The 13,477-nt window shown below is 56.4% G+C and carries 16 protein-coding genes; 7 read left to right on the top strand and 9 right to left on the bottom strand.

Annotated elements, in window-relative coordinates:
* Nucleotides 1–96 precede the first annotated feature (96 nt).
* Complete coding sequence (trpD, locus tag H9L06_RS02440; RefSeq protein ID WP_187555701.1) at nt 97–1,164, top strand: anthranilate phosphoribosyltransferase; 1,068 nt, start codon at nt 97–99, stop codon at nt 1,162–1,164.
* Here trpD and H9L06_RS02435 read toward each other — a convergent pair.
* A complete protein-coding gene (locus tag H9L06_RS02435; protein WP_187555700.1) occupies nt 1,157–1,777 on the bottom strand; it encodes a phosphoribosylanthranilate isomerase in 621 nt (206 codons plus the stop codon). The two genes, trpD and H9L06_RS02435, sit on opposite strands and share 8 nt — an antisense overlap.
* Nucleotides 1,778–1,913: 136 nt before the next feature.
* Here H9L06_RS02435 and H9L06_RS02430 point away from each other — a divergent pair, with 136 nt between their 5' ends.
* Nucleotides 1,914–2,219: a thiamine-binding protein gene (locus H9L06_RS02430; protein ID WP_187555699.1), complete on the top strand. Its 306-nt coding sequence runs from the start codon at nt 1,914–1,916 to the stop codon at nt 2,217–2,219.
* A 320-nt stretch (nt 2,220–2,539) separates the two neighbouring features.
* Here the strand turns inward: H9L06_RS02430 and H9L06_RS02425 are convergent, their stop codons facing one another.
* From H9L06_RS02425 to H9L06_RS02415, 3 genes are read right to left on the bottom strand one after another with little or no spacing between them, the layout of a single operon-like run.
* Complete coding sequence (locus H9L06_RS02425; RefSeq protein WP_187555698.1) at nt 2,540–3,337, bottom strand: phosphatase PAP2 family protein; 798 nt, start codon at nt 3,335–3,337, stop codon at nt 2,540–2,542.
* 5 nt (nt 3,338–3,342) lie between these two features.
* Nucleotides 3,343–4,173: a TrmH family RNA methyltransferase gene (locus H9L06_RS02420; RefSeq protein ID WP_187555697.1), complete on the bottom strand. Its 831-nt coding sequence runs from the start codon at nt 4,171–4,173 to the stop codon at nt 3,343–3,345.
* Nucleotides 4,170–5,039 carry an alpha/beta fold hydrolase gene (locus tag H9L06_RS02415; RefSeq protein WP_246454452.1) on the bottom strand — a complete coding sequence of 290 codons (870 nt, stop codon included), beginning with the start codon at nt 5,037–5,039 and terminating at the stop codon, nt 4,170–4,172. The genes H9L06_RS02420 and H9L06_RS02415 overlap by 4 nt, the downstream gene beginning before the upstream one ends.
* Nucleotides 5,040–5,221: 182 nt before the next feature.
* Here H9L06_RS02415 and H9L06_RS02410 point away from each other — a divergent pair, with 182 nt between their 5' ends.
* Nucleotides 5,222–5,857 (top strand): exonuclease domain-containing protein, encoded by a 636-nt coding sequence (locus H9L06_RS02410; protein ID WP_187556295.1) that lies wholly within the window; start codon nt 5,222–5,224, stop codon nt 5,855–5,857.
* 87 nt (nt 5,858–5,944) lie between these two features.
* Here the strand turns inward: H9L06_RS02410 and H9L06_RS02405 are convergent, their stop codons facing one another.
* Together H9L06_RS02405 and H9L06_RS02400 are read right to left on the bottom strand one after the other, a co-directional pair.
* Nucleotides 5,945–6,193: a type B 50S ribosomal protein L31 gene (locus H9L06_RS02405; protein WP_187555696.1), complete on the bottom strand. Its 249-nt coding sequence runs from the start codon at nt 6,191–6,193 to the stop codon at nt 5,945–5,947.
* Between the two features lie 149 nt (nt 6,194–6,342).
* Nucleotides 6,343–7,137 carry an ABC transporter ATP-binding protein gene (locus H9L06_RS02400; RefSeq protein ID WP_187555695.1) on the bottom strand — a complete coding sequence of 265 codons (795 nt, stop codon included), beginning with the start codon at nt 7,135–7,137 and terminating at the stop codon, nt 6,343–6,345.
* Nucleotides 7,138–7,166: 29 nt separating this feature from the next.
* Here H9L06_RS02400 and serB point away from each other — a divergent pair, with 29 nt between their 5' ends.
* Entirely contained in the window at nt 7,167–7,805 is a 639-nt protein-coding gene (gene serB / locus H9L06_RS02395) for a phosphoserine phosphatase SerB (RefSeq protein ID WP_187555694.1), read from the top strand.
* Between the two features lie 4 nt (nt 7,806–7,809).
* Here serB and H9L06_RS02390 read toward each other — a convergent pair whose 3' ends face one another.
* Both H9L06_RS02390 and fabG read right to left on the bottom strand, forming a co-directional pair.
* Nucleotides 7,810–8,619 carry an isocitrate lyase/PEP mutase family protein gene (locus H9L06_RS02390; protein ID WP_187555693.1) on the bottom strand — a complete coding sequence of 270 codons (810 nt, stop codon included), beginning with the start codon at nt 8,617–8,619 and terminating at the stop codon, nt 7,810–7,812.
* Between the two features lie 14 nt (nt 8,620–8,633).
* Nucleotides 8,634–9,353, bottom strand: coding sequence for a 3-oxoacyl-ACP reductase FabG (gene fabG, locus H9L06_RS02385; RefSeq protein WP_187555692.1), 720 nt, complete (start codon nt 9,351–9,353; stop codon nt 8,634–8,636).
* A gap of 83 nt (nt 9,354–9,436) precedes the next feature.
* Between fabG and H9L06_RS02380 the strand changes: the two genes are divergently transcribed.
* The 3 genes from H9L06_RS02380 to H9L06_RS02370 all read left to right on the top strand — a co-directional run bounded on the left by H9L06_RS02380 (nt 9,437) and on the right by H9L06_RS02370 (nt 11,797).
* On the top strand, nt 9,437–9,856 hold the full coding sequence (locus tag H9L06_RS02380; protein ID WP_187555691.1) for a DUF3099 domain-containing protein: 420 nt from the start codon (nt 9,437–9,439) through the stop codon (nt 9,854–9,856).
* Between the two features lie 227 nt (nt 9,857–10,083).
* The gene (locus H9L06_RS02375; RefSeq protein WP_187555690.1) at nt 10,084–10,941 is read left to right on the top strand and encodes an SURF1 family cytochrome oxidase biogenesis protein; all 858 of its coding nucleotides are present in this window, start codon (nt 10,084–10,086) and stop codon (nt 10,939–10,941) included.
* 109 nt (nt 10,942–11,050) lie between these two features.
* A complete protein-coding gene (locus H9L06_RS02370; RefSeq protein WP_246454450.1) occupies nt 11,051–11,797 on the top strand; it encodes a cutinase family protein in 747 nt (248 codons plus the stop codon).
* 10 nt (nt 11,798–11,807) lie between these two features.
* On the opposite strand, the gene H9L06_RS02365 is transcribed toward H9L06_RS02370, so the two are convergent.
* On the bottom strand, nt 11,808–13,406 hold the full coding sequence (locus tag H9L06_RS02365) for an ABC-F family ATP-binding cassette domain-containing protein (protein ID WP_187556294.1): 1,599 nt from the start codon (nt 13,404–13,406) through the stop codon (nt 11,808–11,810).
* Nucleotides 13,407–13,477 lie beyond the last annotated feature (71 nt).

Here is a 13,477-nt window from a genome sequence, read left to right as displayed (position 1 = left end):
GTTTTTTCGACATTTACCCATCCACCCTACCGCGCCGAAAGACCCTTCGGTGACCACACATCAAGTAGGGCGGCGTGTCGTGGGTAAGATTGCCGTATGAGTGAAGATCGGACCTGGCCAGCAATTCTTACGACACTGCTTCAAGGGGAGGATCTCAGCGTTTCCCAGGCTGAATGGGCGATGTCCCGATTCATGACGGGAGACGCAACTGGGGCACAGATTGGCGGTTTTCTAGTTGCGCTGCATACAAAGGGCGTAACTGTTGAAGAAGTTATCGGGTTCCGCGATGCGATTTTGGCCGAGGCTGCGCCAATTGCTCTTCCTGCAATGTCGCTCGACATCGTCGGCACGGGAGGAGATCGTTTTGGAACCGTTAACATCTCATCAATGGCTTCGATCGTTGCTGCGGCTGCTGGAACGCCTGTAGTCAAGCACGGTAATAAAGCGGCGAGTAGTTTATCAGGTTCATCTGATGTTTTCAGTGCTCTCGGAATCGACCTGTCGCTTGACCCTGATCAGTTAAAGCAATCGTTCGATGAAGCCGGCATTGCATTTGTGCACGCTGCGCGCTTTCTTCAGGGCTTTAAGCATGTTGCTGGTGCTCGAGCAGAACTCGGCATCCCAACGGTGTTTAATTTCCTTGGTCCATTGTGCAACCCGGTTCGGCCTGAGGCTTCAGCAGTAGGGGTTGCGGATCTTGACCGAGTGCCAATTTTCGTGGGCGTCTTTCGTCTTCGTGGTGCTTCTGCGCTCGTGTTCCGCGGTGATGATGGGCTCGATGAACTTACGACCACTGGTCACTCTAGGATTTGGGAAGTGAGCAGGGGAGCGCTGACAGAGCACGACCTTGATCCACGTGACCTGGGCATACCTAGAGCTGAGATTGCGGACCTCGTTGGCGGCACGCCGGAGGAGAACGCCGAGGTTGTGCGACGAACGCTTGGGGGAGAACCGGGGCCTGTGCGAGACATCGTGCTTTTGAACGCGGCGGCCGGACTCGTTGCGTATGATCTTGCGATTGATCCGGAATCTGTAGAGCGCCCACTGCTCAAGCGTTTGGGGGAGAAGCTAGAGCTCGCTGCGGCAACGATCGATTCTGGTGCTGCGACAGCAAAGCTCGAAGACTGGATTCGTGCGACCCAGAAACAAGCTCGGGTTAATTAGAACTCGCGCTTCGCGCAGCTCGAATGAATTGGGTGATGCGTTCGAGGCTCTTTTGGCCAGGTGCGATCTCAACTCCGCTTGAGACATCTACACCGTCTGGTTGAGCCTCGGCGATCGCGGAGGCGACGTTTTCAGGGGAGAGACCCCCCGCAAGTAGCCAACTGTCGCCCAGGTGTGCGGAGCTAACTCCTTTCAGGTCCCAAGGCCTGCCGGAGCCCGGATCTGGGCTGTCTACAAGCAATCGCTCCTCTGAGTATTCACCGAATCGCAAGTCTGGTGTCGTCACAAGACTTGCCGCGCGCCATATGCGTGGGTGGATCACAGCAGCACTCTCAAAATCCGATTGAGTGTACTCACCGTGAAGTTGTAGGACGTCAAACCCAAGGTCAACCGCGAGCTGTGCAGCGTCAGCTGCGTGAATGCGTCGAACGACAAGCACCGCATCAATGTGTCGATCGAAGGAATGCGCTGCGGTGACGACGGCTTTCGCCTCTTCGCGGGTCGCGTTTCGCGGGCTTCCCTCACTCATAACGACACCGACAGCGTCGGCGCCTTCCCGTATTGCATGAAGGGCAGTAGCTCTATCTCTCAGACCACAAATCTTGACGTACATCGTGGTCAGTCTACGCTGGTCAGGTGAATGTGGATCCTTACGCGACACCTTGCGTTGGTACGTGTAGACGGGTGTTACCTCACATAGCCTGGGGTGAAACCCGAATTCTTTTGACAGCGTCAGAGAGGACTCCATAATGTTGCTCGCCTTTTCTGTTTCTCCAACTGGATCCACAGATGAAAGTGGTTCCGTTCATGAAGCCGTAGCTGCAGCCGTACGGGTTGTGCGGGAATCCGGACTTCCAAACAGGACATCAGCAATGTTTACCGAAATCGAAGGGGAGTGGGACGAGGTATTCGCCGTGGTCAAGCGCGCCACTGAAGCGGTGCAGCAATTTGGGCCACGAGTTTCTCTCGTGATGAAAGCAGACATTCGGCCTGGGTTCGTCGGTGAACTCGACGGAAAAGTCGCGCGGCTGGAACAGGCTATCGAGAAGAGCTAATGCTCACATGACCTGATAGGGCGGTTCCGAGGCGAGGCTTCCTGAGCCAGGGAAGTCCCATATTAATCTAAACTGACATAATATACATTATCAGCGAAAGTGTTACTGTGTGAAGGTGTGCGCTGGATTTGATCTCTGGGTGCACGCATAGCCAATTCCCGCCTCGGATTTCGGTCCAGGGTTCGTCCGTTCGCTGTGCAGCGGCGAACGCATTGCTATTAAGAATTGGCAAAGAGACAATCCGGCTGTTTAGGCAGCCCACGAGCGTGAAAATGTTCTGACATAGCCTTTTCGCGATACTCCAAAAGGTGGACTTTAAATTACTCGCGGGCGGAACGCGCTAGAACTGCCAAGCGCAACAGCGAGTGCGCTGCGAGTGCACAGAGTGCGATTGAGCCAAACTGGGCGGCGTTGAGCATAAGGTCAGCACTCCCCTGTCGCCATGCGAGGAAAAGCAACACGAGTGCGGCACCAACAGTGATCCACCCCACCATTGCGAGGCCGATCGACACTGTGCGAACGAGCCACACACCTCGCGCTGGCCGTAAAGGTAACAAAGTGGTAACGATGGCGAAGCTTACGACTCCGATAGCCAATGCGCCAAGCACATCGCTCGGTCTATGCCAGCCATACGTGAGCAATTGCCAACTCACGACCCCGAGTAGTATGGCTCCACCAAGTGCGACAATCGCGCGAAGGTGGCGGGTGACCGCAAATATTGCAGATGCAACCACCGCGGTAAACACCGTCATGTGGCCGCTCGGAAACGAGTTTTCTGCGGTAAGGCTCAGCAATTCTGGGCGGCCGAGCACCTCAGATTTTAGAAGTTGTGACGCGACGATCGCAACAACAGGCACCAGGGTCACTACGAGGGCCCTGGCGATGCCGTGGATCCATAAAGCGAGAAGTCCGAGTACTACTAAGCAAATTGCGATCGCAGGAGTCGACACCAGGCTCAGCGGTGCCGGCGGGTCGGTGTTGTATCTAGAGGCGGACAGCGCGCTATCTTCAACCCACTGACCTGTTGTACTCAGCACGCCCAGCACGTAAGCGCCCACGCCAATTACGGCCCAGAACCCAAAGATCCAAAGGACACGCAGGCGTCGGTGCAGTGACATGTCGCTCACCTCGTACCGTTCTGTGCACTATCGGCAGTGCGCACTGCCCAGAGCGCGAGTGCTGCGGCAGTTGATACGTTGAGAGAGTCAACTCCGTGTTCCATTGGAATCGTGACAGCTTGCGTGGCCGAAGCAAGCGCGCGGCGTGAAAGACCCGGTCCTTCTGACCCAAACATGAGCGCGAGCTTGTCTGGAACGTGGTGCACGAACTCTGCAAGATCTTGTGCGTCCTCGTGAAGCGCGAAAGCTGCGAGCTCAAATCCAGCGTCGCGAATCATCGGGCCGGCCTCCCGCCAATCTGGCAGACGCGCCCAGGGTACCTGCAGGACCGCGCCCATGCTCACTCGCACGGCGCGTCGATACAGTGGATCGGCACAACCTGGACTCAACAGCACGGCATCTGCACCAAGGGCCGCAATCGAGCGAAATATTGCTCCAACGTTTGTGTGGTCTGCAAGGTCTTCGAGTACGACAATACGACGTGAGCTCGCGAGAATTGTGAGTGGATCGAGGCTGGGAGGTCGGTGCATCGACGCGAGGGCCCCACGATGCATATGGAACCCAGTGAGTTGCTCAAGCTGCTTGCTCTCCCCTACGAACGCCGGTACTTCTGGGTACCGCTCAAGCATTGGTGCAAGTTTTGGGATCCACTCTTCAAGCAACAGCAATGAGCGGGGTCGATGCCCAGCTTGTATTGCTCGCTCGATTACTTTCGGGGATTCCGCGAGGTATAGTCCCTCTTCAGGCTCGCGCACACGTCTGAGTTCAACGTCGGTAAGTTGAGTGTAATCGGCGAGCTCTGGAGCTGTGAGGTCGTCGATGCGGTGAACGATCACGCAGCCTGCTCCTCAGTGCGGCGTAGGAAAGACCTGATTTCCAAAATTGCATCTGGTACGGCCTCATAATGAACAAGGTGACCTGTATCAGGAAATATTTGGAGTTGAGCATTCGGCAACATGCGCTGCAGGTCGAGCTGGTGCGCGAGAGGCGTGATGTCGTCCTTCTCCCCTGCGATGAGCAATACGGGCATTGTAAGAGCACCAGCAAACTCAGGGACTGTGTGGGACACCGATGCTCGGAACGCCTCGAGAAGTGTTGATGAGTCGACAAAGCGCGAAAAATACTGTTCGTGTTGGTCGTGAATCCACTTACGTAGCTCCCGATCGCCCGTCTTCGCCATGACTTCGCTCATTCCGCGCACAATGAGCTTGTTACCAAGCAATGCACGAGCCGCAGGTTCAGGAAGTGCGTCGGCGGCGCGGTAGTAAAGAATCGCAGCTTGGGTGAGCGCTGCCTGCGGGCCCTTGAGCGCGGGAGAGGAAATTGGGTTAATGAGGATCGTGCGAGCAGCCGTTAACCCTGACTTGAGAGCGCTTGCTACCACGAGTGAACCAAAGGAGTGACCGAGAATGGTTCTTGCGTGTGGTGCGACAGTCTGAGCATATTCGCGTAACCATTCACCGAATAGCGAGAGGTCGTGAGTTCGAGACGGTATCGCTGGCGAATCCCCGAAACCTGGAAGATCGGGAACGTGAATCCGAAGCTCCGGCATTGATTCCGATAGGGCGCGGGCGATGCCGTCTAAGCCGTGATGGTCGCCGCGGAACCCATGGACGAACACAATCGGTCCACCGTCTGGATCTCCGTATGTCCAGCTTCGAGTGTCGGCGCCGAGCACGCGGATCAGCTGGGGTTCGTTCACTGGCACAAGAAAATGTTACCGGTCACCGCTGGTACTCCCCTGCACAAAAACGCCCGAAGAACGTGCGTCTGCTGAATGTCGTCCGTGCTCGATAGCATCAGTATGAGTGAAAGGATCGACGTGAACGAAGTACTCCCCTTTGGGCCTCACGGCTTGCAGTATTCGACACCGAGACGACGGGTATCGACACGAGTTCTTCTCGCGTAGTGAGCGCAACACTCGCAGTCATCGGCGAAGCGGGTGAAGTGCTCGAACGATACGACTGGTTGATTAATCCAGGCGTTGAGATACCCGATGCAGCGGTGCGAGTACACGGTATCTCGACTGATATCGCACGCTCGAGCGGCATCGATGCGACGGTCGGTGTGAAGCAGATCACTGAACGAATTGCTGAGATGATTGAGAGGGGTCTCCCGCTCGTCGTCTACAACGCACCGTATGACCTGACGCTGCTCCGTCACGAACAACGTCGGCACAACATAGTTGCTTTAGATCCGGTGCCGGTGCTCGATCCGCTCATCATCGACAAGCAGGTGGATCGATTTCGAAAGGGTAAGCGCACACTTATAGCTGCTGCGGAGCACTACGGTGTGAAGCTTGGGAATGCTCACGACGCCGGAGAAGATGCAATCGCATCGGGGCGTGTCTTGCAACGGATCGCTACCAAGTATGGAGCTTCGCTCCCTGGGGATCTCGAACTACTTCACAATTTGCAGGTGGGGTGGGCACTAGCGCAAGCGGAGAGTTTTCAGGCCTATATGCGCAAGGTGCGTGATCCAAACTTCGTGGCCAGGGGTTCCTGGCCAGTTCACATATAGTCGCTACACAACGCAGATGGGCGAGAGATCTTGATCGATCTCTCGCCCATCTGAGCAAGCAACTACTGGCAGCGCCAGTGAAAAACGTTACGCGCCGAAGCCCTTGAAGCGCTGGTTGAACTTCTCAACGCGACCAGCCGAGTCCATGATGCGCTGCTTACCGGTGTAGAACGGGTGCGAGGCACTCGAGATCTCCACGTCGATAACAGGGTAGGTGACGCCGTCAAGTTCGATCGTCTTGTCGCTGGTGAGCGTTGAACGCGTTAGGAAGCTCTCCCCCGACGCAAGGTCGCGGAACACGATGGCGTTGTACTCGGGGTGAATCTCGGTCTTCATGACTATCCTTCGAATCTATTACTTCTCGCTGCGCTGTCGGCAGATGCCGAGCACAGAAGTCTCGCGGCAATACCGCACAAAGATCTAGCTTAGCAGATGAGACAGCAATATCGTGCACTCTCCCACTGCCCGCAGTGCCTAATTTACTATTACGTGTCTGACGGTTTTGCCACGGCAGCGTATCTACCGTTCGCGTGTGTGAGGTCAAACGGCAGCCCAAAAGTTGCCTCAAGGTTTGCCGACGTAAGCGTTTGTTCAATTGGGCCAGCTGCCAACAATTTGCCATCGCGCACCAGCAAAACATGTGTGAACCCCGGAGGAATCTCTTCAACGTGATGCGTCACCATAACCATTGCGGGTGAGAACGGTGAAGATGCAAAGCCCGAAAGCATTTGGAGTAGTCGCTCTCGTGCGCCCAGATCGAGGTTTGCACTCGGTTCATCAAGGAGTAAAACTTCAGGGTCCGTCATGACAGAACGCGCAATCATGACACGTTTCTGCTCGCCATCACTCAGCGTGCCAAAATTCTGTTCGGCCAGCTCCAGGAGATCCCACTCCGCAAGCACACGGTCGGCCTGCCTCACATCAATTGCGTCGTACTGCTCATTCCAGCGACCCTCAACTGCATAGGCCGCGGTGAGTACTACATCACGCACCTTTTCATGAGGTGGGATTCGACGAGCGGTGGCGCTCGACACGAATCCAATGCGGGTGCGGAGCTCAAATACATCGACTTTGCCGAGACGCTCCTCCAAAACATCAACGCTGCCCGAAGTTGGAAAGTCTGTAGCAGTCGCAAGCTTGAGGATCGTTGATTTGCCCGCACCGTTCGGGCCCAAGACCACCCAGCGCTCACTGTCATCGACTTGCCAACTTACGCTGTCGAGGATCGGGCGCTGGTTACGGACATAGCTTGCGTCGGTGAGGCTCAGCACGGTCGTCATGGCAACAAGCCTATCTCTAGACTGGTGCCATGACGGTTTCACCACTCGTGGTTCTTGACTGCGATTCCACCACAATCCAAGACGAAGTTATTGAGCTCATTGCGGAGGCCGCAGGAACTCGCAAGGAGGTAGCTGCCGTCACTGAGCGGGCGATGCGTGGCGAACTCGATTTTGCGGAGAGCCTCAGGGAACGGGTGGCGACACTTGAAGGTGTTCCGCAGTCTGTATTTGATGAGGTCTACGCAAAAGTGAGGCTCTCGCCCGGGATCCGTGAACTCATTTCAGACGTTCACTCCCGCGGTGGCAAAGTCGGCGTGGTATCGGGTGGATTTCACGAGGTGCTCGACCTTATTGCCGACGATCTTGGAATTGATTACTGGAGTGCAAACCGACTTGAGATCGAGGACGGGAAGCTAACGGGGCGCACTATAGGCCCAGTTATCGACGCCGAGGCCAAAGCAAACACACTAAGGGAATGGGCAGCGACGAGCGGAACTCCAATGAGTGCGACTGTTGCGATAGGCGATGGCGCCAACGACCTGCTCATGATGAAGGTCGCTCAACTGGGAATCGGCTACAACGCGAAACCGATCGTTATTGAGCAGGCAGATGAGTCGATCAAGGGAGATCTCTCACTTGCGATCCCCCTCCTCGACCGACTGCAGTGAAGCACTAGAAGTTGTTGAGTTTCTCAGTGTCCTCCGGAATGACGCCGTCTGCGAGGAGCGAGGCACCGAGACGCTTGAGCGATGTGAGGGCGACATTCTGAGGCATAGGACCGTATGAAATACGTGCGACACCGAGTGCTTCGTATTCGGCAGCTGTCAAAGCTCCCGGCAACCCGATGACGCTCACTCGTCGCACGCCGATCCCTTCGACAAGCGTGCGGGTCTCGTCAGCAGTTAGAACTCCCGGCACAAAAATGCACTGAGCACCAACATCAAGATATGCGCGACCCCGCTCAATCGCGTCAGCGATGCTGTCCTCGCGCGGGCGATCCCCACCCTTAACGAGCGCGTCAGTTCGGGCATTGAGCACAAACGGCACATCCTCCTTCTCCCCCGCCTGAACTGCAGCACGCATGACTTCGACAGATTCATTGAGGGGACGAAGTTGGTCCTCGATGTTTGCGCCCGAGATCCCTACTCCGATGGCTCTGCGCACAGCTTCACCGGCGTCTCCAAATCCGCCATCTAGGTCGGCACTTACCGGAAGTTCAGTAGCAGACACGATCCGCTCGAGCGCCGCAAGCATCAACTCGAACGGAATGTGTTCGCCGTCTGGGTACCCGTGCGCGGCGGCAATACCGTGCCCTGCTGTTGCGATCGCACGCGTCTTTGCGAGTTCCGAGACCACCTTGGTGCTGACCGCATCCCACACGTTCACCACGCGAAGAATCTCAGAACTCTCGTAAAGATCACGGAGTGAATGCGCCTCTACGGCGACTCGGGTACGACTTCTTGGAGCAATATTGGAGGTCATACCATCAGGCTACGTCAGTGCCCCATCCCAAGGCCACCATCTACCGGAATTACTGCTCCACTGATATATGCTGCATCGTCTCCAGCAAGGAACGAGGCTGCTCCTGCAATCTCTGCGACATCACCAAATCTCGCTGCCGGTATCGAGGACAGGTACTTTGCCTGCTGTTCCTCGGGAAGCACTGATGTCATGTCAGTATCGATGAAGCCGGGAGCGATCACATTGGCAGTGATGCCGCGTGCCCCGAGCTCTCGGGTAAGCGAGCGTGCGAAGCCAACAAGTGCTGCCTTTGACGACGAATAATTGATCTGTCCCGGCGATCCATAGAGACCGACGACCGAGGAGATGAGAATAACTCGACCGAAGCGCTGCTTGAGCAGGCCCTTCGCGGCTCGCTTCACTACCCGGAACGTGCCGGTGAGGTTTGTGTCGATCACCTCGGTAAATTCTTCTTCTGACATGCGGAGCAGAAGTGTGTCGCGAGTGATGCCGGCATTCGCCACCAAGACCTCTACTGGACCTAGCTTGGCTTCAACCTCGGTAAACGCGGCGTCAATGGAAGCGTAGTCAGTCATTTCTGCGCGTACAGTGAGTGCGCCCTCTGGCCCCTCACCCGAGCGTGAAGTTACCGCGACTCGGTGGCCGTCAGAGATCATGCGTTCTGCAATTGCGAAGCCGATGCCTCGGTTGCCACCAGTGATGAGCACTGTGCGCGGAGTGATGCTTGCGTTCATGTCCATCAGCCTAGCGAATGCACCGTACGCTCAGGTGCCCCTCTTGCTCAGCGCATAAACTGATAGGTGCAAAGAAGGAGCTAATGGCAAAGTTTCATCACGGCGCAGTACCGAGCTACAGCGTGACCTCAGCAGGGGTGAACCCCGTTGAAGATCGTGCGTACCGCATGCGCATGTATTTCATCGCGATGTCCCTGCGAGTTGTGTGCGTTGGGTCACTCTTTTGGGTGCGCGGTTGGTGGATCGTGGTTCCGGTGATCGGTTCGATAGTGCTCCCCTGGTTTGCGGTCATGATCGGTAATGCCGTACAGCACGGTGGTGAGGTGAAGCACGATCTCCCCGAGCCGTACCAACTCATGGGTAACGCAGCTGCGCAGACGCCGAATGAGGGCGAAGCAGATCAAATACTTATCGTCGATGTAGATCCAGTTCGTAGAAGCACGGCGAATGGCACGAATTCTGACGAAACTTCAGTAACCACAGAGGATGATCTGCGTGAATGAGGTCTTACCGGGAGTCAGTCTCGGCGCTCCGCTCGAGCATCGTTACACATGCTCGCGGGCGGGATGCCGCGACGCCGCAGATTGGGCGCTCCTATGGAGAAATCCAAAGATTCATTCTGAAGATCGCAAAAAAACGTGGCTCGCTTGTGAAGTACACCTCAAGGTGTTGCGCGAATTTCTCAGTGATCGAGACTTCCCGCTCGAGGTAGTAGCGGTAGGTGCACTAGATGAGTGACGTTCAGGTCGGGTGGACCTTTCTACGTTCACGCAGGTGGATCGGCTATTTTGCGTTGTTCGTCGTGTTCTCCATCGCTTGTGTTTATCTCGGCAACTGGCAGTTCGATCGACGTGCTGAAGCCCGCGCGGAGATCGATCGAATTGACCGCAACTACGACGCGCCCGCAGTGGACCTTCGTACCGCACTGCCAGAGCTTGACAAGTTTGATGAAGATGAACAGAAGTGGCTCTCCGTGACGATGACCGGAAGCTATTTAGGTGAGGCGGTTCTTGCCCGAAATCGGCCTGGGCCAAGTGGTGTCGGCGCCAATATTATTGACGCATTTCTCACTCACGATGGTCGTATCTTTTTTGTGGATCGCGGCTGGATCCTCGCGAACGGTACGGAAATCGATGAGGCTCTCACTGCGTTGCCTGCTCGACCTCAAGGCGAGGTCACCGTTGTCGCGCGCCTTCGCGCGAGTGAACCTGAGATTGCCGGGCGTAGCGCTACCGGTCTTTCTGTCGCAAGCATTAATCTTTCTGAGATCGCGGAAGTATTAGACCTTGATGGTGAGGTTATGACCGGCGCCTACGGAATGCTCATCTCAGAGACCCCTAGCGGAGAGCACGGGGTGCTTCCCCCGAGGCCCGAGAGAGACGAGGGCCCGCATCTCTCCTATGCTCTGCAGTGGTACGTGTTCATTATCATTGCTGGCATTGGAGTTGCTTACGCGGCACGTCAGGAATACAAGAACCTGAATGCGGGCAGCGAGCAGGTGCGTGAGATGAGTGCGAAGCAAGCCGAGCGGCGTCGGCGTCGGGGCTTGAGTGATGCTGACGAAGAGGACGCACTGCTCGATGCATAGGGTGAGACTTACACTCACAGCTGTCGGCGCCTCACTCATTGCTGCGCTGCTGTTAACTTCTTGTGCGTCTACACCCGATCCACAAACGACACGTGATTCTCTCGCCGAGGTGACTGAAGACGCCACTCCCCCAGAGGCCGACTCAACTTACGACGCAGACCTCCATCCAGAACCAATTGTTGACTCACTGGAGTGCACCCGGATTCTGATCATTACCGCGCGTGGCACGGGTGAGCCTGGAAAGCGACAGCTCCTCGGCCCGGTTGTGCGAGCCATCGCAGAGGCCCGCCCCGACCAGACCCAACAACTAGACCTCGACTACCCAGCGGATACCGACGTCAAAGAGGGCGGCACATACGGAGCCCGACTGTTGATCGACACGCTCAACGTTCAGGCCGAGGCCTGCCCCGAGCAGGAATTTGTGCTGCTTGGCTACTCACAGGGTGCGCTGGTCATTGGTGACGCGCTCTCCGCCCCAGAGTTTCGCCTGGTCGGCACCCGTGTAGGTGAGGTCGGCCACGAGGCAGAGTCAAGGATCCGCGCAATTGTGTTTTATGGAAACCCCAGGTTCATGGGAACCGAAGAATATGACTCGGGTTCGTATACAGAGTGGGTAAACGGACTGCTCCCGAGACCCGAGGGTAGCCTCAATACTTACGCCGATCGAATACGGGACTACTGCGTAATTAACGATTTTGTGTGCCAACGCTCGCTCGAGCTCGAAGACGAAGGGCACGTTGCGTACTACGAGAACGGTATGCAGCAAGATGGGGCTTCGTTTGTCATCTCACTGCTTCCACCAATCGACGGAGCTTTTGGGGAGAAACCAGACGAGGTCGATGAGCTCGTTCCGTAGCGACGCCCGTCTATGCGAGCTCGATTAACTCGAGGTATTCCTTTGACCAGTGGTCTTCAGTTGCCTCGGGCATAATCAGCACTCGCTCTGGGTTGAGTGCCTCAACGGCGCCGGCGTCGTGAGAAACGAGCACCACGGCTCCCTTGAAATGTGCGAGTGCATCAAGGATTTCTTCGCGGCTCGCTGGGTCAAGGTTGTTCGTGGGCTCGTCAAGGAGAAGCACGTTCGCACTTGAGACCACGAGCATCGCGAGTGCGAGCCTGGTCTTTTCGCCGCCTGAGAGCACTCCTGCGGGCTTGTGTACGTCGTCGCCAGTGAAGAGGAACGAGCCGAGAACTTTTCGTGCCTCCGTTTCGGTGAGGTGTTGCGAAACCGAGATCATATTCTGCAGCACACTCGTCTTTACGTCGAGCGTCTCGTGCTCTTGGGCGTAATAGCCGACCCTTAATCCGTGTCCAGCCACAATCTCACCCGTATCGGGCTCGTCGACTTGCGCGAGGAGTCTCAGCAGTGTGGTTTTTCCAGCACCGTTCAGTCCGAGCACTACGACTTTTGACCCACGATCGATCGCGAGGTCTACACCCGCAAATATTTCGAGCGATCCATATGATTTTGAGAGGCCATCGGCCATGAGCGGGGTCTTGCCGCAGGGGGCGGGATCGGGAAACCGAAGTTTCGCCACACGGTCAACTTGCCGAACTTCTTCGAGGCCAGACAGCATCTTTTCCGCTCGCGCGACCATCTGGTGGGCAGCAGCCGCTTTCGAGGCTTTTGCACCAAAACGCGCAGCTTGTTCTTTGAGAGCTGAGGCTTTCTTCTCGACGTTTGTTCGCTCTTTGCGGCGACGTTCCTCATCGGCAGCACGCTGCCTGAGATATAGCTTCCACCCCATGTTGTAGACGTCGATGACCTGGCGATTCGCATCGAGATAGAAGACGCGATTGACGGTCTCTCCGACCAGGTCAATATCGTGCGAGATGATGATGACGCCGCCCTTGTAGCTCTTGAGAAACTCGCGAAGCCATACGATTGAATCTGCGTCAAGGTGGTTTGTCGGCTCGTCAAGAATCATCGTGTCAGCATCGCTGAATAGGATTCGTGCGAGTTCAATACGCCTGCGTTGACCGCCCGAGAGTGTTTTTAGGGGCTGATCAAGGATACGGTCGGGCAAGCCTAAATTGTGTGAGATCGCCGCGGCCTCTGCTTCTGCAGCATATCCGCCCAGCGCTTGGAACCGGTCGGTGAGGTTGCCGAATCGCTTCATCGCCTTTTCTGCGATTTTGGGATCAGACGACCCCATCTCTTCAGAAGCCTTCGCGATGTTCTTCGTGAGTGTGCCGAGCCCGCGTGCATCGAGTATGCGGTGTCGTGCGATTTGCTCGGGGTCTCCGGTGCGGGGATCCTGCGGAAGGAAGCCGAGCTCGCCGGTGACGGTGATCTTGCCTTCTGCAGGCTGCAATTCACCCGAAAGTGTGCGAGTAAGTGTCGTCTTTCCAGCACCATTGCGACCAACGAGCCCGATCTTGTCGCCGGGGTGGACGCGGAACGAAACGTCGCCCATGAGTCGGCGCGCGCCTACGTCGATCGCGAGATCCTCGACAACAATCACAGTGAACTTCTCTTCTTCAGGATGCGCGACAGAACTGCGCAGCATCGTAGACGGTAATAGTGTGGGCGTAA

Source organism: Leucobacter denitrificans (assembly GCF_014396385.1).
Lineage (GTDB): Bacteria > Actinomycetota > Actinomycetes > Actinomycetales > Microbacteriaceae > Leucobacter > Leucobacter denitrificans.
The sequence above is the reverse complement of the archived record's forward strand: the minus strand, read 5'-3'. Positions and strand labels throughout refer to the sequence as shown.

What these genes read in the sequence shown, in the direction of transcription:
- H9L06_RS02425 (WP_187555698.1), bottom strand. Translation starts at nt 3,337, where the DNA reads ATGTCACTGCACCGACGCCTGCGTGTCCTTTGGATCTTTGGGTTCTGG.
- H9L06_RS02430 (WP_187555699.1), top strand. Translation starts at nt 1,914, where the DNA reads ATGTTGCTCGCCTTTTCTGTTTCTCCAACTGGATCCACAGATGAAAGT.
- H9L06_RS02405 (WP_187555696.1), bottom strand. Translation starts at nt 6,193, where the DNA reads ATGAAGACCGAGATTCACCCCGAGTACAACGCCATCGTGTTCCGCGAC.
- H9L06_RS02380 (WP_187555691.1), top strand. Translation starts at nt 9,437, where the DNA reads ATGGCAAAGTTTCATCACGGCGCAGTACCGAGCTACAGCGTGACCTCA.
- H9L06_RS02375 (WP_187555690.1), top strand. Translation starts at nt 10,084, where the DNA reads ATGAGTGACGTTCAGGTCGGGTGGACCTTTCTACGTTCACGCAGGTGG.
- serB (WP_187555694.1), top strand. Translation starts at nt 7,167, where the DNA reads ATGACGGTTTCACCACTCGTGGTTCTTGACTGCGATTCCACCACAATC.
- H9L06_RS02390 (WP_187555693.1), bottom strand. Translation starts at nt 8,619, where the DNA reads ATGACCTCCAATATTGCTCCAAGAAGTCGTACCCGAGTCGCCGTAGAG.
- H9L06_RS02400 (WP_187555695.1), bottom strand. Translation starts at nt 7,137, where the DNA reads ATGACGACCGTGCTGAGCCTCACCGACGCAAGCTATGTCCGTAACCAG.
- H9L06_RS02435 (WP_187555700.1), bottom strand. Translation starts at nt 1,777, where the DNA reads ATGTACGTCAAGATTTGTGGTCTGAGAGATAGAGCTACTGCCCTTCAT.
- trpD (WP_187555701.1), top strand. Translation starts at nt 97, where the DNA reads ATGAGTGAAGATCGGACCTGGCCAGCAATTCTTACGACACTGCTTCAA.
- fabG (WP_187555692.1), bottom strand. Translation starts at nt 9,353, where the DNA reads ATGAACGCAAGCATCACTCCGCGCACAGTGCTCATCACTGGTGGCAAC.